At 66.0% G+C, this 23,006-nt stretch carries 24 protein-coding genes and 1 pseudogene; 4 read left to right on the top strand and 21 right to left on the bottom strand.

Annotated elements, in window-relative coordinates; all coding sequences use genetic code 11:
- Positions 1-8 precede the first annotated feature (8 nt).
- From D103_RS0105620 to ffh, 17 genes are all read right to left on the bottom strand, one after another.
- Positions 9-2,147, bottom strand: a complete 2,139-nt coding sequence (locus D103_RS0105620; protein ID WP_018876088.1) for a TonB-dependent receptor domain-containing protein — start codon at positions 2,145-2,147, stop codon at positions 9-11.
- Between the two features lie 233 nt (positions 2,148-2,380).
- The gene (hemP, locus tag D103_RS13810) at positions 2,381-2,554 is read right to left on the bottom strand and encodes a hemin uptake protein HemP (RefSeq protein WP_018865782.1); all 174 of its coding nucleotides are present in this window, start codon (positions 2,552-2,554) and stop codon (positions 2,381-2,383) included.
- The gene (locus D103_RS0105610; protein WP_018865783.1) at positions 2,551-2,967 is read right to left on the bottom strand and encodes a biopolymer transporter ExbD; all 417 of its coding nucleotides are present in this window, start codon (positions 2,965-2,967) and stop codon (positions 2,551-2,553) included. The genes hemP and D103_RS0105610 overlap by 4 nt, the downstream gene beginning before the upstream one ends.
- Before the next feature lie 3 nt (positions 2,968-2,970).
- Positions 2,971-3,720 carry a MotA/TolQ/ExbB proton channel family protein gene (locus D103_RS0105605; protein ID WP_018865784.1) on the bottom strand — a complete coding sequence of 250 codons (750 nt, stop codon included), beginning with the start codon at positions 3,718-3,720 and terminating at the stop codon, positions 2,971-2,973.
- 42 nt (positions 3,721-3,762) lie between these two features.
- Complete coding sequence (locus D103_RS13805; protein ID WP_231366581.1) at positions 3,763-4,725, bottom strand: energy transducer TonB; 963 nt, start codon at positions 4,723-4,725, stop codon at positions 3,763-3,765.
- Between the two features lie 272 nt (positions 4,726-4,997).
- Positions 4,998-5,480, bottom strand: coding sequence for a peptidylprolyl isomerase (locus D103_RS0105595; RefSeq protein ID WP_018865786.1), 483 nt, complete (start codon positions 5,478-5,480; stop codon positions 4,998-5,000).
- A 105-nt stretch (positions 5,481-5,585) separates the two neighbouring features.
- Positions 5,586-7,496 carry a molecular chaperone HtpG gene (gene htpG / locus D103_RS0105590; RefSeq protein ID WP_018876086.1) on the bottom strand — a complete coding sequence of 637 codons (1,911 nt, stop codon included), beginning with the start codon at positions 7,494-7,496 and terminating at the stop codon, positions 5,586-5,588.
- Positions 7,493-8,401, bottom strand: coding sequence for a 23S rRNA (adenine(2030)-N(6))-methyltransferase RlmJ (locus D103_RS0105585; RefSeq protein ID WP_018876085.1), 909 nt, complete (start codon positions 8,399-8,401; stop codon positions 7,493-7,495). Before D103_RS0105585 ends, htpG begins: the two co-directional genes overlap by 4 nt.
- A 90-nt stretch (positions 8,402-8,491) precedes the next feature.
- Positions 8,492-9,178 carry a sulfur oxidation c-type cytochrome SoxX gene (gene soxX / locus D103_RS0105580; protein WP_018876084.1) on the bottom strand — a complete coding sequence of 229 codons (687 nt, stop codon included), beginning with the start codon at positions 9,176-9,178 and terminating at the stop codon, positions 8,492-8,494.
- Between the two features lie 231 nt (positions 9,179-9,409).
- Positions 9,410-10,099 carry a sulfur oxidation c-type cytochrome SoxX gene (soxX, locus tag D103_RS0105575; protein WP_018876083.1) on the bottom strand — a complete coding sequence of 230 codons (690 nt, stop codon included), beginning with the start codon at positions 10,097-10,099 and terminating at the stop codon, positions 9,410-9,412.
- Between the two features lie 28 nt (positions 10,100-10,127).
- Positions 10,128-10,937 carry a sulfur oxidation c-type cytochrome SoxA gene (gene soxA / locus D103_RS0105570; protein WP_018876082.1) on the bottom strand — a complete coding sequence of 270 codons (810 nt, stop codon included), beginning with the start codon at positions 10,935-10,937 and terminating at the stop codon, positions 10,128-10,130.
- A gap of 413 nt (positions 10,938-11,350) precedes the next feature.
- Positions 11,351-11,917 carry a methylated-DNA--[protein]-cysteine S-methyltransferase gene (locus tag D103_RS0105565; RefSeq protein WP_018876081.1) on the bottom strand — a complete coding sequence of 189 codons (567 nt, stop codon included), beginning with the start codon at positions 11,915-11,917 and terminating at the stop codon, positions 11,351-11,353.
- 23 nt (positions 11,918-11,940) lie between these two features.
- Positions 11,941-12,297 carry a 50S ribosomal protein L19 gene (rplS, locus tag D103_RS0105560; RefSeq protein ID WP_018865793.1) on the bottom strand — a complete coding sequence of 119 codons (357 nt, stop codon included), beginning with the start codon at positions 12,295-12,297 and terminating at the stop codon, positions 11,941-11,943.
- Positions 12,298-12,306: 9 nt separating this feature from the next.
- On the bottom strand, positions 12,307-13,074 hold the full coding sequence (gene trmD, locus D103_RS0105555; protein ID WP_018876080.1) for a tRNA (guanosine(37)-N1)-methyltransferase TrmD: 768 nt from the start codon (positions 13,072-13,074) through the stop codon (positions 12,307-12,309).
- A gap of 9 nt (positions 13,075-13,083) precedes the next feature.
- Positions 13,084-13,593, bottom strand: a complete 510-nt coding sequence (gene rimM / locus D103_RS0105550; RefSeq protein WP_018865795.1) for a ribosome maturation factor RimM — start codon at positions 13,591-13,593, stop codon at positions 13,084-13,086.
- Positions 13,594-13,631: 38 nt separating this feature from the next.
- Positions 13,632-13,892: a 30S ribosomal protein S16 gene (gene rpsP, locus D103_RS0105545; protein ID WP_018865796.1), complete on the bottom strand. Its 261-nt coding sequence runs from the start codon at positions 13,890-13,892 to the stop codon at positions 13,632-13,634.
- Between the two features lie 128 nt (positions 13,893-14,020).
- A complete protein-coding gene (ffh, locus tag D103_RS0105540; RefSeq protein ID WP_018865797.1) occupies positions 14,021-15,409 on the bottom strand; it encodes a signal recognition particle protein in 1,389 nt (462 codons plus the stop codon).
- Between the two features lie 163 nt (positions 15,410-15,572).
- Here ffh and D103_RS0105535 point away from each other — a divergent pair, with 163 nt between their 5' ends.
- The 4 genes and pseudogenes from D103_RS0105535 to D103_RS14285 all read left to right on the top strand — a co-directional run.
- Positions 15,573-16,373, top strand: a complete 801-nt coding sequence (locus D103_RS0105535; protein WP_018876079.1) for an inner membrane protein YpjD — start codon at positions 15,573-15,575, stop codon at positions 16,371-16,373.
- Between the two features lie 97 nt (positions 16,374-16,470).
- Positions 16,471-17,757, top strand: a complete 1,287-nt coding sequence (locus D103_RS0105530) for an HlyC/CorC family transporter (RefSeq protein ID WP_018876078.1) — start codon at positions 16,471-16,473, stop codon at positions 17,755-17,757.
- The gene (gene radA, locus D103_RS0105525; protein WP_018865800.1) at positions 17,757-19,103 is read left to right on the top strand and encodes a DNA repair protein RadA; all 1,347 of its coding nucleotides are present in this window, start codon (positions 17,757-17,759) and stop codon (positions 19,101-19,103) included. Before D103_RS0105530 ends, radA begins: the two co-directional genes overlap by 1 nt.
- Before the next feature lie 402 nt (positions 19,104-19,505).
- Positions 19,506-19,698: pseudogene (locus D103_RS14285) on the top strand (hypothetical protein); the annotation flags it as partial.
- A 314-nt stretch (positions 19,699-20,012) separates the two neighbouring features.
- Here the strand turns inward: D103_RS14285 and D103_RS0105520 are convergent.
- The 4 genes from D103_RS0105520 to D103_RS0105505 all read right to left on the bottom strand — a co-directional run bounded on the left by D103_RS0105520 (position 20,013) and on the right by D103_RS0105505 (position 22,965).
- A complete protein-coding gene (locus D103_RS0105520; protein WP_018876077.1) occupies positions 20,013-20,624 on the bottom strand; it encodes a DUF3501 family protein in 612 nt (203 codons plus the stop codon).
- A gap of 47 nt (positions 20,625-20,671) precedes the next feature.
- Positions 20,672-20,977, bottom strand: a complete 306-nt coding sequence (locus D103_RS0105515) for an encapsulin-associated ferritin-like protein (protein ID WP_018142071.1) — start codon at positions 20,975-20,977, stop codon at positions 20,672-20,674.
- Between the two features lie 62 nt (positions 20,978-21,039).
- Positions 21,040-22,392 (bottom strand): heterodisulfide reductase-related iron-sulfur binding cluster, encoded by a 1,353-nt coding sequence (locus D103_RS0105510; protein ID WP_018876076.1) that lies wholly within the window; start codon positions 22,390-22,392, stop codon positions 21,040-21,042.
- A gap of 153 nt (positions 22,393-22,545) precedes the next feature.
- On the bottom strand, positions 22,546-22,965 hold the full coding sequence (locus D103_RS0105505; protein WP_017940769.1) for a rubrerythrin family protein: 420 nt from the start codon (positions 22,963-22,965) through the stop codon (positions 22,546-22,548).
- Between the last annotated feature and the right edge of the window lie 41 nt (positions 22,966-23,006).

Raw genomic sequence — 23,006 nt, 5'->3', positions numbered from 1 at the left:
CGGGGGTCTCAGAAGCGGTGCTTCAGGCCCACCGAGAAGGTGCGCGGCTCATTGGGCCGGGCCCCGTCCGGATACCGCGAGATGATGCTCTGCTCGTCCAGCACATTGGTGGCGCGCACGAACAAGTCGGTATCCTTGCCCAGCGGATATCGGCTTACCAGGTCCAGCGTGGTCAGCGACTCGGTGCGATTGAAGCCGCCCGACGCACGATTACAGCCGTCACTGCTGCAGGTCTCGTCGATGTACTTCAGGATGGCGTAGTTGTTCCAGCCACTGCCATGCTCGAGCCCCGCGCGCAGACTGAACTGGTGACGCGGGATCGCCTGCAGGCGGTCTCCCTTCTGCACACCGGAAACCGCGTTGTCCGCGCTGTATTCGGCGCTGGTGTAGGTATAGCTAGCCTCCAGCGGGGCCCGGAAGCTGCCGAGATCCATGCTTGTGGACGTACGCAGTTCCAGACCGGAAATCACCGCCTCTCCGGTAGTGAACGTCCCGGAGGTGGATCCGTCCGAGCAGGGCGTGGCGATCGAGCAGTTCTGCACGAAGTCGGAGAAATCGCTGTAGAAGCCGATGGCCTCGACGAAGGCGTTATCACCCTGATAACGGGCACCCAGTTCCCAGTTGGTGCTGGTTTCCGGATCCTGTTCCTCGGTCGCACCGCCGCCCAGGGGGGCAAATCCCCGGTGTACGCCGGCAAGGACCTGCCAGCGATCCGTCACGTCATAGGTAAGCGAGGCCCCGGGCAACCAGATGCTGCTCGAATTGGAACGCCGGGAGTCCACAACCGTGCGCTGCGCGTCGCCGTATTGAGTACGCGAGGTCTCGACGTCCTCGTAGCGCAGCAGGAGGTTGGCGGTCAGCCGATCGTTCACGTACCACTCGTCGGCCACCCAGAAACTCCAGGCCTTGGCATCCTCGAACCGGTTGTTGCTGCCCGTCGGCTGGATCGTATCCTGGTAGACCAGCGAGCCGTTCACCTGGTCATAGATATCATCCGGCTGGAACCGATCCATCTCGTCCTGATGATAGCGGGCACCCGCGCGCAGCCAGTGGTCCCCGAAGTCCATGCTCAACTCGGTCTGGACACCCTCGGAGACATACTCGCGGTTGTTGTTGCGATACGTCAGGTCCGCAACATCCTCCTCGCCCCGGAGGATCCGCTGCGCGGTGGCACCCCCCTGGTTGGCGTCGTCGATAAATGCACTGCCGCCACCAAGTTTGAACCAGTTACGCGCGAATTCGTTGCGGTACAGGGTGGTGGTCATGCGTACGCGATCCGACCAGTCGATGTCGTGCGTCAGGCTCAGCCCGAGGTGATCGTTATTCATCTGGTCGATCTCGGAAAGGCCGTATCGCCGGTTGGGGTCCCGCGCGAAATCCTCGTCGGTCAGACCGAGGTAGGTCTCGTTCGAGGTCTCCTCCGAATACTGGATCTTGGTCTCGATGCTCTGGCGCTCACCCTCCCAGCGCAGTTTTCCGACATAGTCCTGGATGTCGTACCCGGTATCCCGGTTGCTGCGATCGATGTCCTTGAAACCGGCCCCGTCCCGCTGGACCGTCTCGATCATGTAGCTCCAGTCGCCGGAACGGTCGCCAAACATGGCATGCACATCGGTGCCGCCGCGATCGTTCACCACCGCCTCGATGGACCCTTCGCGTTCGCGGGGGAGTGGCGTGGACACCAGGTTGATCACCCCCCCGGTCGTCTGGGGGCCATGGCGCAGCAATGGCGCTCCCTTCAGTACCTCGATCTCGTGGATCCGCTTCGTGGTCGGGAAATAGTAGGCCGCCGGGTTGGAGTACGGTGCCGGCGCGATCAGCACGTTGTCCTCCATCAGGGTCACCTTGCTGCTGCGCCCCGGCGGCGCCGCCCGGATACCGATATTCGGCCGCAGGCCCGCGCCATCCTCCTCTCGGACATAGACGCCGGGCACCGTCTTGAGCGCCTGATGGATATCGGTGGTCCCTTCAGTTTCCAGCTGTTCACGCCCCACAACGGCCGCCGAACCGGGCAGCCGCTGTGTCGCGGTCACATCCCCGAGAATCTGGACCGGCGCAAGCCGGACCTCGGGTTCGGGGACTGTCCCTGGGTCGGCTTCCTGGGCATGGAGCGCGGGAATACCCGCGACCCCGGCGATCGCGAGCACGATCGCCCGCCGTTTCCAGGCGCCGTGGATGGGCGAACGCGTTGCTCGCGGTTCGGTTCGGTGGGTCGGCTGGTGGTTTCGAGCCATGGTGGTCTCCCTTGAATAGCCAGTATCAATACCGCCCGGACGTCGAGACGCCGCGGATCGGTGACGGATTGGAGGCTGGCTGAGGGAGGGGCTCCCCTGGCTGGCAGGTGTCACGGTACGGACCGTGACGGGTGTTTCGTGTGGCTCTACTTGGTCAGGATCAGCTTGTCGTTCGCGGTGCGGCGCAAGGTGTACCACTCGCCACGGTGGCAGATGCGGATCTGCCGCGCGGGTCCCAGCAACTGTTCGCTGGCGATCTCGCGCGGGCCCGTCTGCTCGCGGGCGGCGGGCTTGACCGATTCAGAAGAGCCGGAATTCATCGTTCCCCCTCCGGTTCGGAGACGAAGGCCATGCGGCCCACCCCGGACTGGCGCACCTCGGCCATCACCCGGGCCAGCCGCTCGTAGCGGGTGTCGCGGTCCGCGCGCAGGTAGATCGCGACGTCCGGTTGTGTCTCGAGCACATCGCGCAGGCGCGTCGGGAGCTGCTCCAGCGCAATCGGCTCGTTGTTCCAGTAGAGATCGCCACCCCCGTCCAGCGCCAGGGTGACGCTTTCGGGCAGTTCGTCCACCGGCTCGCTGGTGGCCTGGGGAAGATCCAGATCCACCGAGTGTGTGATCACCGGCGCGGTGATGATGAAGATCACCAGCAGCACCAGCATCACATCCACCAGCGGGATCACGTTCATGTCCGACATCGGCTCGTTGGAATCACCCATGCGTCCGAAGGCCATCGCTCATACCCCCTGATGCAGGCCGTCGTCCGGCAGCGCATGCGGATCGGTACGGCGGTCGCGGGCCTGGCGTGCATTGCCCGGCATCAGGTCAGAGTGCATCAGCAGGGCATGCACATCATGCGCGAAGGCCTCGAAATCCTGGTGCAGCAGACGCTGGGAACGATTGAAGATATTGAAGAATGCGACCGCCGGAATGGCCGCGGCCAGACCGGCGGCCGTCGCCACCAGGGCCTCACCGAGCGGCCCGGCGACCAGGTCCATGGATACCGACGACTCCTGCGAGATGTCGATCAGCGCGCCGTGGATCCCCCAGACCGTACCCAGAAGCCCGACGAACGGTGCCAGCGCCCCGACCGAGGCGAACACGATGTTGCCGGCCTGCATGCGCAACAGCTGGCGGTCCATCGCCTGGCGGATTCGGCGCACCACGTGGTCGTCCAGACGCTGCTCGGCCTTGTCCGAGCCATCCCGCACACCGCGATAGTCGTCGAACGCCGCGAACGCCTCCTGGCCGATCGCCGCCAGCGGACCGCGCTGATCACGGATCGCATCGTGAAAGGCCGGCGCCGTCTGGCTCGCATCAAAGGCCTCCAGCGTCGCGCGGTTGTCGCGGCGCACACCGAACAGCGTGAACAGCTTGCTCGCGGCAATCGCCCAGGTCGCCACCGACATCACCAGCAGGACCAGGAAGACCGCGATCAGCACCGGGTCGCCATGGCGAAACACGTAGAAAACATCGAACTCGTTCATGCAGTCATCCTCGACGGCGCCCCTGCGGCGGGGCTCACGCGTTTATCGAATCGAAAATTCCATTGGCACCAGGACCACGCCCTCCACCGCGCGGCCGCCACGGCGCGCCGGCTCGAATTCCCAGTGCTCGATCGCTGCCTGAGCGGCCTCGTCCAGACGCCGGTGGCCACTGCTCTCCTCCACCGACCAGTCCAGCGGCTGCCCCTGCGCGGAAACCCGGACCCGCAGGAGCACGGTCCCCTCCTCGCCACGACGCAGCGAGATCCGCGGATAGTCGGGCGGCGGATTGCTCAGGTAATCCGCCCCGAAACCCGGCTCCTCGAAGGGCTCGTCCTCCTGCCCCGCCGGCCCACTGGCGGTCGCGCCCGTCTCCGCCTCCTCGTCCCGCTCCGGGGTGAATCCGGCCGGCTCTGGTTCCGGCTCTGGTTCCGGCTCTGGTTCCGGCTCTGGTTCCGGCTCTGGTTCCGGCTCTGGTTCCGGCTCTGGTTCCGGTTCTGGCTCCGGTTCTGGCTCTGGCTCTGGCTCTGGCTCTGGCTCTGGCTCTGGCTCTGGCTCTGGCTCTGGCTCCGGCTCTGGCTCCGGCTCCGGCTCCGGCTCCGGCTCTGGCTCCGGCTCTGGCTCCGGCTCTGGCTCCGGCTCCGGCTCCGGCTCTGGCTCTGGCTCTGGCTCTGGCTCTGGCTCTGGCTCTGGCTCTGGTTCCGGTTCCGGTTCCGGTTCCGGTTCCGGTTCCGGTTCCGGTTCCGGTTCCGGTTCCGGTTCCGGTTCGTCCAGTGTCTCCGCAACGGCCTCGGGTTCAATCGCCGGCTCGCCCGGCAGGACGCTATCCAGATCGACCCAGTGGGCCTCGATGCCACCGCCCCGGGTGCCTATGGATTCCGGCTCGGCATCGCGCATGACCCAAAGCGAACCCAGCACTCCGGCATGCAGCGCGAAGCTGGCGGCCACCCCCAGCGCCAGCGTTCGCCGGCGTCCGGGGGGAGTTGTGTTCGTACGTTTGGCCATCATCGAGCACGCTCGCTGCAAGGACTGGACACCTTCAGCCGGGTCCGGTGATCGTGGCGGGCGCGGAGGATGATCCGGTCGCCGTTGCCATCAACGGAGGGCACCCTATACGGAATGAGAATGGTTTGCAATATCACTATCGGAAATGAAGCCCCGAGCACGGCACATCGGGCGGGCCCGGAACGAAAAAACCCGCCCCGGCGGCACCGGAGCGGGTCGGACTGGCGAGCCTTCACGCCTCGTGGTCAGGCCAGCGTGGCGCCGGCCCGGCACGCTCAGTGCTGGTGACCGCCCTCGCCATGGGCGTGGCCGTGCTCCAGCTCTTCGGCGGAGGCCTCGCGGACCTCGACGATCTCGACGTCGAAGTTCAGGGTCTCGCCGGCCAGCGGGTGGTTCCCGTCGACCGTGGCGGTATCGCCCTCGACCTTGGTCACGGTGACGGTCAGCGGGCCATTTTCGGTCTGCGCCTGGAATTGCATGCCCGGCTCGACGGATTCGACGCCCTGGAACGCATCCATCGGGATCTCCTGGACCATGGCATCGATCTTCTCGCCATAGCCTTCTGCCGGGGAGACCTTGGCCTGGACCTTGTCACCGGCGGCCTTGCCTTCCAGCTCCTTCTCCAGGCCCGGGACGATCTGGCCGTTCCCGTGCAGGTAGGCCAGCGGCTCGCGGCCTTCGGAGCTGTCGATCTTCTCGCCAGCGTCGTTGGTCAGGGTGTAGTGGATGGCCACCACGGCGTTCTGCGCGACTTGCATGGGCTTTGCCCTCTTAATACATGAACTTGTAAGGGTAACGCGGAACACGGCCGCGCGTCAGGTCCACCCGCCGGCGATACGGTTTCCGGCGGGTGGCCAATCGGGTCAGGCGGCCTTCTGCAACAGGAGGCGATTGAGCCGCGCGACGAACCCGGTCGGGTCCTCCAGTTGCCCGCCTTCGGCCAGCAGGGACTGCTCGAACAGCAGCGAGGCGAGGTCGTTGAAGTCGTCTCCTTCGGCGGCCTTCAGACGCTCGACCAGGGGGTGCCCCGGGTTGACCTCCAGTACCGGCTTGCCGGAGAAGGTCTCCTGGCCGGCCTGCTTGAGCAGTTCCTGCAGGTACAGCGCCATCTCGTGCTCGCCGAGCACGATGCAGGCCGGAGACTCCACCAGCCGCCGCGAGGCGCGCACACTGTCGACCCGATCGCCCAGCGCCGCCTGCAGGCGCTCGGGCAGATCGCCCAGATCGTCGTCGCCCGCCGGCTCGTCGCTACCACTCTTCGGGTCTGCCTCCTCGCCGATGATCTTGTCGAGGTCCAGGTCGCCCTTGGCAACATTCTTGATCGCCTTGCCATCGAACTCGCGCAGGTGCGACAGCAGCCATTCGTCGACCCGGTCGGACAGCAGCAGCACCTCGATCCCGTGCTTGCGGAACACCTCCAGATGCGGGCTGTTGCGCGCGGCGGAGGCATTATCGGCGGTGATCACGTAGATCGCCTCCTGACCGTCCTTCATGCGCTCGATGTAGTCCGCCAGCGCCACGTTCTGGGTGTCGTCACTGTTTTGGGTGCTGGCAAAGCGCAGCAGCTTCGCGATGGTCTCCTGATTGGCGAAGTCCTCGCCGGGGCCTTCCTTCAACACCCGCCCGAAGTTCTTCCAGATCTCGGCGTATTTCTCGGGTTCGTTGTCGGCGATGGACTGCAGAAGCCCGAGGATCTTCTTCACCGAGCCGGAGCGGATCGAGTCGACCAGGCGGTTGTCCTGCAGGATCTCGCGCGAGACGTTCAGCGGCAGGTCAGCCGAGTCCACCACACCGCGCACGAAGCGCAGGTAGTTGGGCAGCAGCTTTTCCGCGTCGTCCATGATGAACACGCGCTTCACGTAGAGCTTGACCCCGTGACGGGCATCGCGGTCCCACAGGTCAAACGGGGCCCGCTTCGGGATGTAGAACAGCGTCGTGTACTCCTGGCGCCCCTCGACGTGGTTATGCGTCCAGGCAATGGGGTTCTCGAAGTCGTGCGCGACGTGCTTGTAGAACTCCTGGTACTCCTCGTCGCTGATCTCGCTCTTCGAACGGGTCCACAGCGCGCTGGCACGGTTGACCGTTTCCCATTCGTCGGTCGGGTTGCCCTCGTCATCCGACTTGCGCATGCGGATCGGGAATGCCACATGATCCGAATACCGCCCGATGATGTGGCGCAGGCGCATGGGCTCGAGGAATTCGTCGGCGTCTTCCTTCAGCGTCAACGTAATCTCGGTGCCAGCCTCGGTGCGCTCGCAGGCGGTGATGGTGTATTCGCCGTCGCCCCGTGACTCCCAGCGGGTACCCGCATCCGGCTCACTGCCGGCGCGGCGGGTCTCCAGGCGCACCTCATCGGCCACGATGAACGAGGAATAGAAGCCCACCCCGAACTGGCCGATCAACTGCGAGTCCTTTTTCTGGTCCCCGGTCAGCTTCTCGAGAAACGCCTTGGTGCCGGAACGCGCAATAGTCCCGATATGCTCGACCACCTCGTCCCGGGACATGCCGATGCCGTTATCGCGCACCGTCACCGTGCGCGCCTCCGGATCCACCTCGACGTCGATCGCCAGTTCCGCCGGCTGCGGAATCGCCTCCGGCTGGGCCAGGGCCTCGAAGCGCAGCTTGTCACAGGCATCGGCGCCATTGGAGATCAGCTCGCGCAGGAAGATCTCGCGATTGGAGTACAGCGAGTGGATCATCAGCTGCAGGAGCTGACTGACCTCGGTCTCGAAGCGGCGGGTCTCGGGTTGCGGTGCGGTCTGGGTTTCACTCATGGCCTGCTCGTCCCTTGATTGATCTCGACACGTCGCAAGGTTGGGTCGCCCGTGCCGTTTTCAAGGACAGCGGCCTGGTAGAGCCCACCGGCACCTTCCGGATCCAGGACCTGCCACACCGGCGCCAGCAGCTCGGGGAGATGCGCCTCCAGTTGCCACGGGGGCCGCAGCACCAGCATCCCGGAACCCGCCAGCCCCATGTGGCGTTCGGGGTCAGGCGCGATGCGCAGCTCGCTGGCCAGCCACGGATCCTCCAGCTCGGCTCTCAAGTGCTCGCGCATCGCGTGATCCGGCCGGCCCGCGAGGATCGGATACCAGATCAGGATGATGCCCGTGTTCCAGCGCCGGCGGATCGTCGTCACCATCTCGGCCACTTCGCGATACTCGGCCCCGCGCTCGTAGGAGGGGTCCAGCAAGGCCAGGCCACGGCGCGGCTCCGGGGGAAACAAGGCCCGCGCGGCCTCGCGCGCGTCGCGTTTGTGCACGTGACAGCGCGGATCCCCCGCCAACCGCGCCCGCAGACGTCCGTATGCCTCGGGATGCAGCTCGCAGGCGATCAGTTGATCGCGTTCGCGCAGCCGCGCCTGGATCAGCAAAGGGGATCCCGGGTACTCCGTCAGACGCGGGGGCCGGGGCTGCATAGACCGCAGCGTGCCGAGAAACTCCCGCACGCCCGAGGGCAAGGGCTGTTCCGTCGCCCACAGGCGGGCGATACCGGCCGCGGCCTCGTCGGTCTTGCGCGCCCGCGCACCGGTCAGGTCGTACCCGCCGGCACCCCCGTGCAGGTCCAGTGCCACGAAGGGCTTGTCGCGACCGCGCAGGGATTCCAGAACCTGCCAGAGGACCAGGTGCTTGTGCACATCGGCGAAATTGCCGGCGTGATAGTCGTGTTGGTAGCTGAGCATGCGTCCCTCAAACAAAAAGCCACCGCGAGCGTACCCGCGGTGGCTCAAGAAGGGCAGCCGATAGCGACCGCCCTCGACCGTGTGACCGGTTTACTGGTTGACCGGAGACTCCGGGTCCAGCAGATACGCCATCACGTGCGCGATCTGCTCTTCGGTCAGGAAGTTGTTGTGGCCAAAGCGCGGCATCTTGGTGCACGGGAAGTACTGGTGGGGGTTGGACACCACCTGATGCACATAATTCACGACCGAGCTGTCGGTTCCACGGGTGGCCCCGTAACCCGCCAGGCTTGGGCCCAGCGTGCCGTAGAGCTCCTCGGCTGGATCCATCTGGTGGCAGGCATAGCAGTTGCCGCCCGGCTCGCGGGTACCGTGGTCGTCATTGCGATGACCGATCCGATAGCCGTAACCGGAACGCGCCAGCTCGGCACCCCGACGCCAGTTCCCCAGGCGCGGGCCGCCCGGCGGCTCTTCGTAGCTCTCGCGCGCCATCGCGATGACCTCGCCGGCCGTATCGGCATCCGGCTCGCCTTCGAGCGAACAGGCCGCCTGGATGCCATCCTGGACCATACGGTCCCGGGCTGATCCACCCTCCTGTGCCTCCTGCTCGAAGCTGTAGCTGTCCGTCTCCAGCACGAGGTATTCCGCATACTCTTCGGCGGTCATCGCCGTAATATCGACTTCGCCGCCTCGCTCGCCCATCCAGCCGTCGCAGCCTGCAATCAGCGCCGTCGACGCCACGATGGCCAAGCTCGCCCCCACTGTCTTGTTACTGAGCATCCCTGATATCTCCTCTTGCGTCGGCTGTTGCCGCTTCTTGCCCGCGGTGAGACCAGCGCCTCAAGGCATTCAGCCCGGCTGCCCTGATGGCTGGAGCGTCTCGTTCCCGTCCGGGACCCGCGCGCGGACGGGAGGCCGAGCGCGATGGGACCCTTTTCTGAATCCCCGCAACCCTGCGCGGGGACTCAAAAAAGGGCAGTCCTTGCGGACTGCCCCGATCCAGCAAATGGCTTACTGGTTGTTGACCGGCGACTCCGGATCCAGCAGGTAGGCCATGATATGGCTGATCTGCTCGTCGCTCAGGAGCTGGTGACGGTCGGAGTTGAAGCGCGGCATCTGCGTGCACGGGAAGTACTGGTGAGGATTGGAAATCACCTCGTGCACATAGCGCAGAACCGCTTCGCTGGTACCGCGGTTGGCACCGTAGTTCTGCAGGCTCGGGCCGATGGTGCCCTGGTCGGACACCCGCGGGTCGAACACGTGGCAGTTGTAGCAGTTGCCACCCGCCTCGCGCTGGCTGTGGTCATCCGTACGGTGACCCTGGCGGTAGCCGTAGCCGGAGTCGGCCAGTTCGGCACCCTTGCGCCAGTCGCCCAGCTCGATGCTTTCCGGTGCCTCGTAGGACGCACGCGCCATCGCGACCACACGGCCGGCGGTCTCGCCGTCCGGGTCACCTTCCATGGAGCAGGCCTTCTGCAGTTCATCCTGGGTCATGCGATCACGCCAGGTACCGCCTTCCTGCATCTCCTGATCACGGAAGCTGTCCGTCTCGAAGATGAGGTGTTCGGCGAGTTCCTCGGCGCTCATCGCGGTGATGTCGACATCCGAACCCTTGCTCCCGTCGGCGACAGCGCAACCTGCGGTCAGGGCGACGGATGCGAACGCGGCCATGCCGGCCGCAACAGCATTCTTCTTAAACATACTTGGTGTCTCCTATTGCGTCCGTAGGTTACCGCTTCAGGTCGGGCAGGACGGCCGGTTCGCCGCGCGCCGCATCGTTCCAGAACGAGATCAGAGCGGTGTTGACCGGGGTGTCCGCCTTGATACCGGCGTGACGCATCTGCCACACGCAACCGCGGATACGGTGGTTCTGGCTACGCACGTTGTCGTGGCCAGCGCGGTGGGCGGGCCAGGAGACAGCCTTGGTCCATTCTTGGCCATTGCGCATTTCGGGCAGCACGGAGGCGCGGATCTGCTTGCCGGAATCGCCGTGGCAGGAGGCGCAGTTGAAGTCCATCGCACCACCGCGGCGGAAGAAGAGCACCTCACCGGCGTCGCGCATGGCCTGCTCTTCCGGGTGATCCAGCGGCGGGTTCCACGCCATCCCGGAGGACTGGTGGGCGATATAGGTGGTCAGCTGCATGATGTCGGAGCCGTTGCCGTGACGGCGGGCCACCGCGGGATCATCGCTGGTGAAGCCCTGCAGTTCCTTCATGCAGTGCACCAGGCGCATCTCGAAGTCCATCACCTTGCCGGTGTCCTCGAAGTAGCGCGGCAGCTCGACGTAAGCACCCTCAAGCTCGCCCGGGCCCTTGCCGAAGTCGCAGCCTTCCAGGGAGACGTTGTTCGGGCCACGCTCGGCGTAGAACAGTTCTTCGCCTTCGTCGATCAGCCACAGGGCGGGGTTGTCCGGCATCATCATGATGTTCATTTCACTCTGATGCAGGTAGGCGGAATCGGGATTGTTCTGCAGCAGGTTCTGCAGGACATCATTGGGGTCCTGCCACTCGCCGGCCTGAGCTGCAGCCCCAACAGCCATTGCTACGGGCAACGCAAGCAATGCTTTCTTGAACATGGAAACCTCCATCACACGGGTTTTTTTCGATGAAGCCCGGGACTGATCTGGCCCGGACCTGTGTAGCAGAGTGCTGAACCCGAGTCCGTGCTGTCAACACAAAAGACTATATTAGCGTTTCCTAAAAGTCTGTTTTTGAAAGGTTCTTGGGCATCAACACCGAGGGGCAGACGGGGGACCACTCCAATCTATTCCCGGTTTTGGGGAATTTTTTTCAGCCGCCGTTCAGGGCGGCTCGGGCGCGCAAGAAACTGAAAAAAGAGATGAAGATTCCCCGCAGGGGAAACAAAGCACGCAGACCAGCCGCCGCGGAGGCGGGAAGAATCATCGGGGGGACGGAAGGAAGGGAGAAAAACCGGCACGCGACGGGCGCCGGATCATTCGTGGTTCAGAACCCCCTCGTGCGCCAGCAACAGGCGCTTGACCTGGGCCAGCTCGCCCACCTGATCGCCTGCGTAGCCGCCCACATCATGGGTACGACGAAAGCGGGAGGACACGACCCGATGGCAGGGGATGAACAGCGGCCAGGGGTTGGCGCGACAGGCCTGCCCCACGGCGCGGGGCGCCGAGCCCACGCGGGCCGCAATCTCGGAATAGGTGCGGACCTCGCCGACCGGGATCTCCGACAGGGCCGCCCAGACGCGGCGCGCATGGGCACTGCCCGGCGGGACCGCGGGGGTCGGCTGCCAGGCGGACGCATCCCGGCCATAGGCGTCCGGGGCAAACGGTGGCGGGCGACGATCGGCCCCCGGGATGTCGGCCAGCGGGACCAGCTCCCGGGGATCATCCGGGTCCTGCCAGTCGCAGGCGAGGAGCTCACCGTTCGCGGATTCCAGCCACGCAAAAGCCAGCGCGACTCCGGGGAGGAGACAGCGCTGGCTGCGGGTCGTCGATCCAGCCGACATCGAATAGCGAAAAGCCAGGGGTGACGGGGTCACGGCCATTTGCCGCACCCCGCCGGCCGGCGTTACTTCGCCGCCTTGACGTCTTCCTTGATGCGGGCGGCCTTGCCGGTGCGGTCGCGCAGGTAGTACAGCTTGGAGCGACGCACCTTGCCGCGGCGCTTCACCTTGATCTCGGCGATCTGCGGGCTGTGGGTCTGGAAGGTCCGCTCCACGCCGTTGCCGTAGGAGACCTTGCGCAGGGTAAACGCGGAGTTGAGGCCGCGGTTGCGCACGGCAATCACCGCGCCCTCGAAGGCCTGCAGGCGCTCGCGGTCGCCCTCGCGCACCTTCACCTGCACCACCACGGTATCGCCGGGCCCGAAGTCGGGCACATCCGACTTCATCTGCTCGGCTTCCAGTTCCTGAATGACGTTATTCATTGCTCGACCTCAATCATCGCTTTCGGTGCGCGAGCCGCCTGTCCGGCCACTCACACGGTATTCGTCCAACAGGGCCGCATCCTCGGCCCCGAGTTCCAGCCGGGCCAGCAGGTCCGGCCGCCGGCTCCAGGTCCTGCCCAGCGCCTCACGGCGGCGCCAGCGACGGATGGCGCCATGGTCGCCACCCAGCAGTACCGGCGGTACTGCCCGCCCGGCCACGGTCTCCGGCCGGGTGTAGTGCGGGCAATCCAGCAGCCCGGCACTGAAGGAATCCTGTTCGGCGGAGTCCGCATGCCCCAGGACCCCCGGGAGCAGACGGGCGCAGCCATCGACGACCGCCATGGCCGCGAGCTCCCCGCCCGAGAGCACGAAGTCGCCGAGCGACCATTCCTCATCGACCCGCGCCTCGATGAAGCGCTCGTCGATGCCCTCGTAGCGCCCGCAGACCAGGGCCACCCGGGGGCGCGCCGCCAGCTCGCGCAGCATCGCCTGCCGGATCGGCCGCCCCTGCGGGGTCAGCGCGATCACGTACGGGACCGCGTCCGCGTCCGCCACCGCCGCATCCAGCGCGGACGCCAGGGGCGCGTACTGCATCACCATGCCTGGCCCGCCGCCATAGGGACGGTCGTCCACGGCCTGGTGGAAGCCGGCGCCCCAGGCGCGCGGATTCCAGTATTTCAGGTCCAGCCGGCCGCGCTCGACGGCCCGCCCGGTCACGCCGGCTTCGCCAACCGCCGCGACCAGTTCCGGAAACAGCGTGATGACGTCGAAACGCACCGGCGCCGCTTAAAAATCCGGATCCCAGTCGACCCGCACGCAGCGAGCCTCCAGGTCCACATCCAGCACGTACTGCTCGCGCACCCAGGGGATCAGGCGCTCCCGGTCCCCCTGGACCACCAGCACGTCGTTGGCACCGGTCTCGATAAAGCCCGAGATGGTGCCCAGTGCCGTGCCGTCGCGATTCTCGACTGCCATGCCCAGCAGGTCGGCCCAGTAGTAGGCGCCCTCTTCGGCCGGGGGCAGCCAGTCGCGTTCGATCGCCAACTCGGCGCCGATCAACCCGTAGGCGGCATCGCGATCCGCCGCCTCGCGGAACTTCATCACGACGCCCGCGCCATGCGCGCGGCCGCCTTCGATCTCGACCAGGCGCCAGTCGTTCCCGTAGTGCATCCACAACTGCGGGAACTCGGTAATCGCGGCGCGCGGCTCGGTCTCGGAAAACACCCGGACCCAGCCCTTGACGCCATAGACCCCGGAGACACGCCCGACGCGGATGCGCTCACCCGCCTCGTTCATGACCGCAGCCAAGCGTCAGTACAGCGGACCGGACGACCTCAGGCCGCCGCGGACTGCTGCTTGCGGTAGCCCTTGACCAGATGGTTCACGCGCTCGGACATGCCGGCGCCGTGACCCAGCCAGTAGTCCACGCGCTCGAGATCGATGCGCAGCGGCTCTTCCTGACCGCGGGCCACCGGATTGAAGAACCCGATCTGCTCCTTGTAGCCGCTATCGCGACGAGCGCGGGAATCGGTAACCACGATCGAATAAAACGGGCGCTTCTTGGCGCCGCGGCGTAGCAGGCGAATCGTAACCATGTAGTGTTGAACCCCGTGAGTCCGTTTTCTCGAGAAAACGCGCGATTATAACGAATCCGGCCAGCAACACAAGGGAAGCGGCAGGGCTCCCCACGGCTGCAAGCGGTCGTTCGCGCGAACCTTGACCATCAGCGGAACGGCATCCCGCCGCCGGGGCCACCCATACCCCCCATGCCGCCCATCTTGCCCCCCAGGGCGCGCATCATCTTCGACGCGCCGCCCTTGGAGAACTTCTTCATCGCCTTGCTCATCTGGGTGTGCTGCTTGAGCAGGCGGTTCACGTCCTGGATCTGGGTGCCGGACCCGGCCGCGATGCGCCGCTTGCGCGAGCCCTTGATCACGTCGGGATGGCGGCGTTCGTGCTCGGTCATGGACGAGATCACCGCCATCATGCGACCGATCTCCTTGTCGCTGGCCTGGTTCTTGACGGCGTCCGGCAGCTTGCCGCCACCGGGGAGCTTCTCGAGCATGGAGCTCATGCCCCCCATCTTCTGCATCTGGCCCAGCTGGTCGCGCAGGTCGTTCAGATCGAAACCACGCCCCTTCTTCAGCTTGCGGGTCAGCTTCGCGGCCTGGTCCTGGTCGACCTGGCGGCTGGCCTCCTCGACCAGCGACAGGACATCGCCCTTGCCCAGGATGCGCGAGGCGATACGCTCGGGATGGAACGGCTCCAGCGCATCCGGGCGCTCGCCCATGCCGATGAACTTGATCGGCACCCCGGTGATCTGGCGCACCGACAGCGCCGCACCGCCGCGGGCGTCGCCGTCCGCCTTGGTCAGCACCACGCCGGTCAACGGCAGGGCCTCGCCAAAGGCGCGCGCGGTATTCGCGGCGTCCTGGCCGGTCATGGAATCGACCACGAACAGGGTCTCGATCGGGTCGATCACCTGATGCAGCGCCCGGACCTCGGCCATCATGTCCTCGTCGACATGCAGCCGGCCGGCGGTGTCTACCAGCAGGACCTCGACCCCCTCGCGGCGGGCGCGGGCCACCGCGTCATCAGCGATCGCCTCGGGCTTCTGGCTGGTGTCGCTGGGATAGAACGTGACACCCACCTGCCCCGCCAGCGTCTCGAGCTGCTGGATCGCCGCCGGGCGGTAGACGTCGCAGCTCACGACCGCGACCTTTTTCTTCTCGCGCTCGCGCAACAGGCGCGCGAGCTTGCCAATGCTGGTGGTCTTGCCCGCGCCCTGAAGACCGGCCACCAGCACCACCGCGGGCGGCTGATGGGCGAGGTTCAGGGAGGCGTTCTCGCCCCCCATGGTCGCGATCAGTTCGTCATGGACGACCTTGATCAGGGCCTGGCCCGGCGTCAGGCTGCCGATGACCTCCTTTCCCAGCGCCTTTTCCTTGACGTCCTTGATGAACTCGCGCACCACGGGCAGGGCCACGTCGGCCTCCAGCAGTGCCATGCGCACCTCGCGCAGGGCGTCCTGGATGTTGTCCTCGGTGAGCCGCGCCTGACCTTTCAGGCGCTTCATGGTCTCTTGCAGGCGGCTGGAAAGGCCGTCGAACATCGCGTGTCCTCTTCTGATCCGTGCGCGGGCGGCGGGCTTGGGCCGACCGCGGGACCGGACAGTATACCGGTCTCGCGGCCTTGCATGCAGGCCCGCCGCGGGGCGACCCGCAACCGCCGCCGGCATGTGCAATCCACCGGCATTGCAGCGATAATCCGGCGTCATGATCATTGCCACCGGACTCCTCGCCGTCGCGCTGTATCTCGTCACCGCGGGCTACCTGGCCATCACCGCCCGACGCCAGCCGCTGACGCCCGGCCAGCCACGAGCGGCCCTGGCCCTGTGGGGGCTGGCCCTGCTGGCCCATCTGGGCGCGCTGCTGCCGATGGTGCTGACCGAGACCGGGCTCAATCTGTGCCTCGGCAACGCCCTGTCGGCGTCGCTGTGGCTGGTGGCCGCGCTGCTGTGGCTGACGAGCTGGCGCCACCCGCTGGCCATCCTCGGCGTGGTGATCCTGCCGTTGACGGCGCTCGCTGCCATGACCGCGCTGCTGTGCGACGGTGATACCCGCTATGCCACCTCCGCGGGGATCGACCTGCACATCCTGTTTTCCGCGCTGGGCTGGGCCTTCCTCGCGCTGTCGACCGCCCAGGCCGCGGTGATGGCCGCCCAGCATCGCGCGCTGCACAACCACCATGCCTCGGGTTTCGTGCGCGCCCTGCCGCCCCTTTTCTCGATGGAGGTGTGGCTGTTCCGGATGATCTTCATCGGCTGGCTGTTCCTCGGGCTCAGCCTGCTGTCCGGCCTGGTGTTCGTGGACAACCTGTTTGCCCAGCATCTGGTGCACAAGACCACGCTGTCGATCCTGGCCTGGCTGATCTTCTCCACCCTGCTGCTGGGGCGCTGGCGCCTGGGCTGGCGCGGCACCCGCGCGCTGGCCTGGACCACCGGCGGGTTTGTCGTGCTGGTGCTGGCCTATTTCGGCTCCAAGCTGGTGCTGGAGGTCATCCTCGGGCGGATCTGAATGCCCCCGAGGCGGCTTGACACCCCGGCGCCCCTTGCCTGAAATGACCCCGACGACGCCACCGCGTCCGCCCCAACCCTGACCGCAGGCCGCGCCCTTGCAAGAGATCCCGCTGTCCGTCCTGTTCGGCGCCCTGGTGGTGCTGTTCCTGCTGTCCGCGTTTTTCTCCGGCTCGGAGACGGCGCTGATGGCGCTGAACCGCTACCGGATGCGCCACCGCGCGCAGACCGGCCACCGCGGCGCGCAACTGGCCGCGCGGCTGCTGGACAAACCGGACCGGCTGATCGGCCTGATCCTGCTGGGCAACAACTTCGTCAACATCCTGATCGCGCAGATCGCCACCTTCATCGGCTGGCGCCTGTTCGGGGATACCGGGGTCGCCATCGCCACGGGCGTGCTGACCCTGACCCTCCTGATCTTCGCCGAGACCGCCCCGAAGACCCTCGCGGCCCTGCACAGTGAGCGCATCGCCTACCCCGCCGCATGGGTCTACTCCGGCCTGATCAAGGTGATGTGGCCGGTAGTGTGGCTGATCAACCTGATGGCCAACGGGGTGCTGCGCCTGTTCGGCGTGCACATGAACGCCGGCCAGCGCGCCGCGCTGAATACCGATGAACTGCGCAGCGTGGTCTCGGAGGCCGGCGCACTGATCCCAGCCAATCACCAGCGCATGCTGCTGAACCTGCTGGACCTCGAGCGCACCACGGTCGAGGACATCATGATCCCGCGCAACGAGATCGTGGTGATCGACCTGAACGAGCCATGGAACGAAGTCGAAGACCAGCTGATCCACGGGAGCTTCACACGCCTGCCCGTGGTGGAAGGCGAGCTGGACCGTATCGTCGGCTTCATCCACCGCCGTGACGTGCTGCCCCTGGTCGAGCGCGACGAATTCGGCCCCGACGACCTGCGCCAGGTGGTAACGCCCCCGTATTTCATCCCCGAGGGCACGGCACTCAACCGTCAGCTGATCAACTTCCAGCAACAGAAGAAACGGATTGGCCTGGTCGTGGACGAGTACGGCGATATCGAGGGGCTGATCACCCTGGAAGACCTGCTGGAGGAGATCGTCGGGGAGTTCACCACCGACTCCCCGGCGATGAGCGACGACGTCCTGCGCCAGGAAGACGGCTCCGCCATGGTCGACGGCGGCATCCACCTGCGCGAACTCAACCGCGCCCTCGGTCTGGACCTGCCGCAGGACGGCCCCAAGACCCTGAGCGGCCTGATCGTCGAACACCTGGAGAGCATCCCCGAGGCACCGGTGAGCGTGAAGATCAACGGCGTGGTGATGGATATCGCCCAGATCAAGAACAACACGATCCGCACCGTGCGCGTGGTCGCACCGGACCTGCCCGCCACGCCCGACAACAAGGAAGCCTGATGGCGAAGGCAAAGACCCAGTACGTCTGCCGGGATTGCGGCGCGGTCAGCCCCAAATGGGCCGGCCAGTGCGGCGACTGCGGCGCCTGGAACACCCTCGAGGAGGCCACCCCGGCCGCCAGCGCCGGCCCGCGCGGCGGCTACGCCGGCGAGGCCGCCGGCATCACCCGGCTGGGCGAGGTCGAGCTGGCCGAGGTCCCGCGCACCGGCACCGGGCTGTCGGAGCTGGACCGCGCGCTGGGTGGCGGGCTGGTCCACGGCTCGGTGGTGCTGCTGGGGGGCGACCCGGGGATCGGCAAGTCCACCCTGCTGCTGCAGACCCTGGCGATGCTGCCGGTCGGCGACACGCTCTACGTGACCGGCGAGGAGTCGGCCCAGCAGATCGGCATGCGGGCCCGGCGCCTCGGTCTGGAGGTCGACGGGCTGCGCCTGCTCACCGAGACCCAGGTGGAGAACGTGATCGCCACCTGCGAGCGCGAACGTCCGCGAGTGCTGGTGATCGACTCCATCCAGACGCTCTACACCGCCGCGCTGCAATCCGCGCCGGGCTCGGTCGGCCAGGTGCGCGAGAGTGCCGCCGCCCTGGTGCGGCTGGCCAAGCAGCGCGGCATCACCGTGATTCTGGTGGGTCATGTGACCAAGGACGGCCAGCTCGCGGGGCCGCGCGTCCTCGAACATATGGTCGACACGGTGCTGTATTTCGAGGGCGACCCGGACGGGCGCTACCGCATGCTGCGCGCGGTAAAAAACCGTTTCGGCGCCGTCAACGAACTGGGTGTGTTCGCGATGCTGGAGAACGGCCTGAAGGCCGTCTCCAACCCTTCCGCAATCTTCCTCTCCCGCCACCAGGGCCCGGTGCCCGGCAGCGTCGTGATGGTCACCCGTGAGGGCACGCGGCCGCTGCTGGTCGAGGTTCAGGCCCTGGTCGCCGAGAGCCATGCCTCGCAACCGCGGCGCATCACCGTGGGGCTGGAGCAGAACCGCCTGACCATGCTGCTGGCCGTGCTTCACCGGCACGGGGGCGTCGCCCTGTTCGACCAGGATGTCTTCATCAATGTGGTCGGCGGCGTGCGCGTGACCGAGACGGCCGCCGACCTGCCGATGCTCGCGGCCGCGCTATCGAGCTTTCGCGACCGGCCACTGCCGCAGGAGATGCTGGCCTTTGGCGAGGTCGGGCTGGCCGGCGAGATCCGGCCGGTGCCGAATGGGGAGGAGCGCCTGCGCGAGGCGGCCAAGCATGGCTATACACGCGCCATCGCCCCGGCGGCCAACGCGCCGCGCAAGCCCATCAAGGGCATGGAAGTCGTCGCGGTCTCGCGCCTCTCCGAAGTCCTCGACGCCCTCTAGCGCCTGCCGGCGCGAGGCTGGCTCTGGTTCGTCATCCGCTGTTTACAGTGCCTTCGATCCGCCACCTGCCTTGCTGTGGCCGGCCATAGTTCATCCTCTGGTGTTTACGTGCCTTCGTCGAGCCGCCTGCCAGGCGCTGACTCGCCAGCGCGCCCCGAGGTACTTCTTTGCTCGTGCAAAGAAGTACCCAAGAAACACGCCCGACTGCCGCGACCCCGGCCCGCGTAGCGGGCCGGGGTTTCCCTCGCTCCGAGGCTTTTCGCGGGCGGCGCTGAACTCGCTACGCCTTCGGCTCCGCTCAGACATCCAGCGCCTCTGATCCCGCGAAAACCCTCTCCACTCGGCGCGACGACAACGGGGAGGTAGGTCAAAACAACAGCTGTCCCGGCGTTGTTGCAGTGGATGATGGCTAGGCTTTCGGACATCTTCGGCACGCTCGGCCTGTGGCCGTTGCGTGCCGCGCCCGCGGAGCGGGCGCCGGGGGGCTTTCGGACGGCAATGCTCATTGTGGTGTCGTGGCGTTTGAATAGCTGCTGTTTTGACCTTCGCTCCCCGTATGGAGCCCCTCGTGGAGGGCGTGATGGGCCGGGAGAAGCGCTGGATGTCTGAGCGGAGCCGAAGGCGCAGCGAGTTCAGCGCCGCCGGCCCAGCGCGTCCGGAGCAAGGTTCCCGGGCGAAATCCGGGTGCCCTTCTTTGGGTCCTTTCTTGGGCAAGCAAGAAAGGACCTCGGGGCGCGCTGGCGAGTCAGCGCCTGGCAGTATGTGGACCGGAACCACCGTAAACACCCGATGCCGAACCAGGGCCAGCCACCACGAGGCAGGCGGCCAGACGAAGCCACAGTCCGGCATGCGCCGGAAACGAAAAAGGCGCCCGGAGGCGCCTTTCGTGAAGCGGCCATAGGGTCCGCGTCAGTTGACGGCGTCGAGGTCGGCCGCGAGCGACTCGCGCGTGCCCTCGGCGACGGCGTCCAGCCGATGACTGTAGTTCTCGTGCTCCACCCCCACGGCAATGGCCGCACCGGACTTGGCCGCGGAGACCATCTCCGGCGTCAGCTCGAAGCGGAGGAAGTGCACCGAGGAGGTCTTGTCATCGGTCTCGCGATCCAGGTCCTCGTTCGCGATCGGGTAGACCTTGTCGTGGCCTTCGACCTGCACGTAGGTCTTGCGCTCGATCCCGATCAGCTTGGACAGCTGCACCTTGCGCTCGTCCACGTCCGGATACTCGACCATCATGGTCGCCTTCCAGTTGGAGCCATCCGGGATCAGCGGATTGTAGGCGTCGAGCTCGTCCTGGATGCCCTCGGCATCGAAGATCTTCTCGACCCGCAGCATCTCCTGGATCTGGTACTGCATGGTCTTGCGATCCTCGAAATGCAGGGTCACCGCCGGACCCACCTGCACCACACGATCCCGCTTGTGCTGCATCACCTCGCTGCGGAACTGGGGGCGTACCTCGTGGTACTTCTCCAGCGAATACAGGTCTTCACGACTCAGCTTGTCCACACTTGCCTCCATCTGCATCTCGATACCTCCGTCTCATCGGACTGGCCCGCCAGGACCGGCACCCCTCAGTGATCGTGGTGGTGCCCCGTCTTCGTGTAGTCCTTGTCGGACCAGAGGTTGTCTTTCAGTTCGTGGTCGAATACCGGGTTATGGCGCCGGATCCACTCCAGCACCATCGCAGCGTGTTCGATCTCCTCATCGCGGTTGTGCGCGAGGATCGCCTTGAGCTCCTCGTCCTTGCAGCCGTCGATGCGCTGCTGGTACCAGTCCACCGCTTCGAGTTCCTCCATCAGCGAGACGATCGCACGGTGCATTTCGCGCGACTCGTCGCTCAGTTCCTCGACGGGTTCGTGGTAGCTGTCACTGGCCATGTCTTTTCTCCATTCCCGGGCGCGTCTTCCGCCCGTGTCGCGTCCTGTGGGTCGAGCGGCGGCTACAGGCCGTAGGCCTGGCGCAGCAGGGTCAGCGGGTGCTCGGGCGCCTTGTCCTCGCCCTTGCCCTGCAACCCGTTTTCGATCATGTGGCCGGCCATCGGGCAGTCGCTCGAGTAATGATCCGACTCGGCCTTCTGCACGCGGCTGACCACCGGGCGGCAGATCTTGCTGGCCGTTTCATAGAATTCGCTCTTCACGCCATAGGTACCGTCGTGCCCGGAGCAGCGTTCGATGACGTCGATCTCGGTATCCGGCACCAGCTTCAGCAGGTCACGGGTCTTGAGCCCCATGTTCTGCACCCGCAGGTGGCAGGCGGCGTGGTAGGCAATCTTGCCGAGCTTTTCGGGGAAGTCGGTGTTGAGCTTGCCGTCCTTGTGCCGCTCCATCAGGTACTCGAACGGGTCGAAGATGCGGTCGCGCACCGCGATCACGTCGGCGTCGTCCGGAAACATCAGCGGCAGTTCCTGCTTGAACATCAGCACGCAGGACGGCACCGGGGCGACGATGTCGTAGCCCTGGTCGATCATGCGCTTCATCGCCGGGATGTTGGCGTCCTTGGAGGCCTCCACCGACTTCAGGTCGCCCAGCTCCAGCTTGGGCATGCCGCAGCACTGTTCCTTGTCGACCAGGGTGACTTCGATGCCGTTGTGTTCGAAGACCTTGACCAGGTCCTCGACCAGGTGCGGCTCGTTGTAGTTGCCGTAGCAGGTCGCATAGAGGGCGACCTTGCCCTGGGTGGCGCCGGCTGGCTCGGGGTTGCTGACCCCCTTCGCGGCCTTCGCGAGGCGCGAACGCCCCTTTTTCGAGTGGTATTCGGGGACCGGGGCGTCCGGGTGCACGCCCATGGTCTTGTCGAGCATCTTGCGCACGGCACCGTTCTTGTTCGCGGCGTTGACCGCGCCGGCGACCACCGGAATGCCCGCCAGCTTGCCGACGGTGTCGGTGCTGGACATCAGCTTGTGCGCGGTCTTCGCGCCCTCGTTCTGGAAACGGAAGGCCTTGGCCCGAAGCATCAGGTGCGGGAAGTCCACATTCCATTCGTGCGGGGGCACGTAGGGGCACTTGGTCAGGTAGCACAGATCACACAGATAGCAGTGATCGACGACCTGCCAGTAATCCTTCTTGTCGACCCCGTCAACCTCCAGGGTCTCGGATTCGTCGACCAGGTCGAACAGGGTGGGAAAGGAGTTGCACAGGCTTACGCAGCGACGGCAGCCGTGACAGATATCAAAGACCCGCTCGAGTTCGCTGAACAGCGATTCCTCGTTGTAGAACTCGGGGTTTTTCCAGTCCAGCGGATGACGGGTCGGGGCTTCGAGACTTCCTTCACGTTGGTGCGTCGGCGCAGACATGCATCCCTCCGGTGTCCGTATCAGTACGATGCTTCGGGGGAAACACGGAACAACATGCGGGCCCGGCCTTCAGGCACCGCCCACAGGCTGTTCCGTGTCTCCCGGAAAACGGGGCCGGTAACCGGCCCCGCATACTTCCCAGGCAGGAGACGATCAGTCGTCCAGCTGGTCCAGCGCCTTCTGGAAGCGGTTGGCGTGGGAACGCTCCGCCTTGGCCAGGGTTTCGAACCAGTCGGCGACTTCGTCGAAGCCTTCGTCGCGCGCGGTCTTGGCCATGCCCGGGTACATGTCGGTGTACTCGTGGGTCTCGCCAGCCACGGCGGTCTTCAGGTTCGCGGAGGTGGAACCGAATTCCAGGCCGGTGGCCGGGTCGCCGCAGCTCTCGAGGTATTCGAGGTGGCCGTGGGCGTGGCCGGTTTCGCCTTCCGCGGTGGAACGGAACACGGTGGCCACGTCGTTGTAGCCTTCGACGTCCGCCTTGGAAGCGAAGTACAGGTAACGGCGATTGGCCATCGATTCGCCGGCAAAGGCCTCTTTCAGGGCTTCTTCGGTCTTGCTGCCTTTCAGATCCATGGTGCTCTCCTTCTCTCTATGGGTTCTACACAACCACAGGA

This window comes from Thioalkalivibrio sp. ALE31, from assembly GCF_000377405.1.
In the GTDB taxonomy this organism is placed as follows: Bacteria; Pseudomonadota; Gammaproteobacteria; order Ectothiorhodospirales; family Ectothiorhodospiraceae; genus Thioalkalivibrio.
Note: the sequence above shows the minus strand (reverse complement) of the source record. Positions and strands in the feature narration are given on the sequence as shown.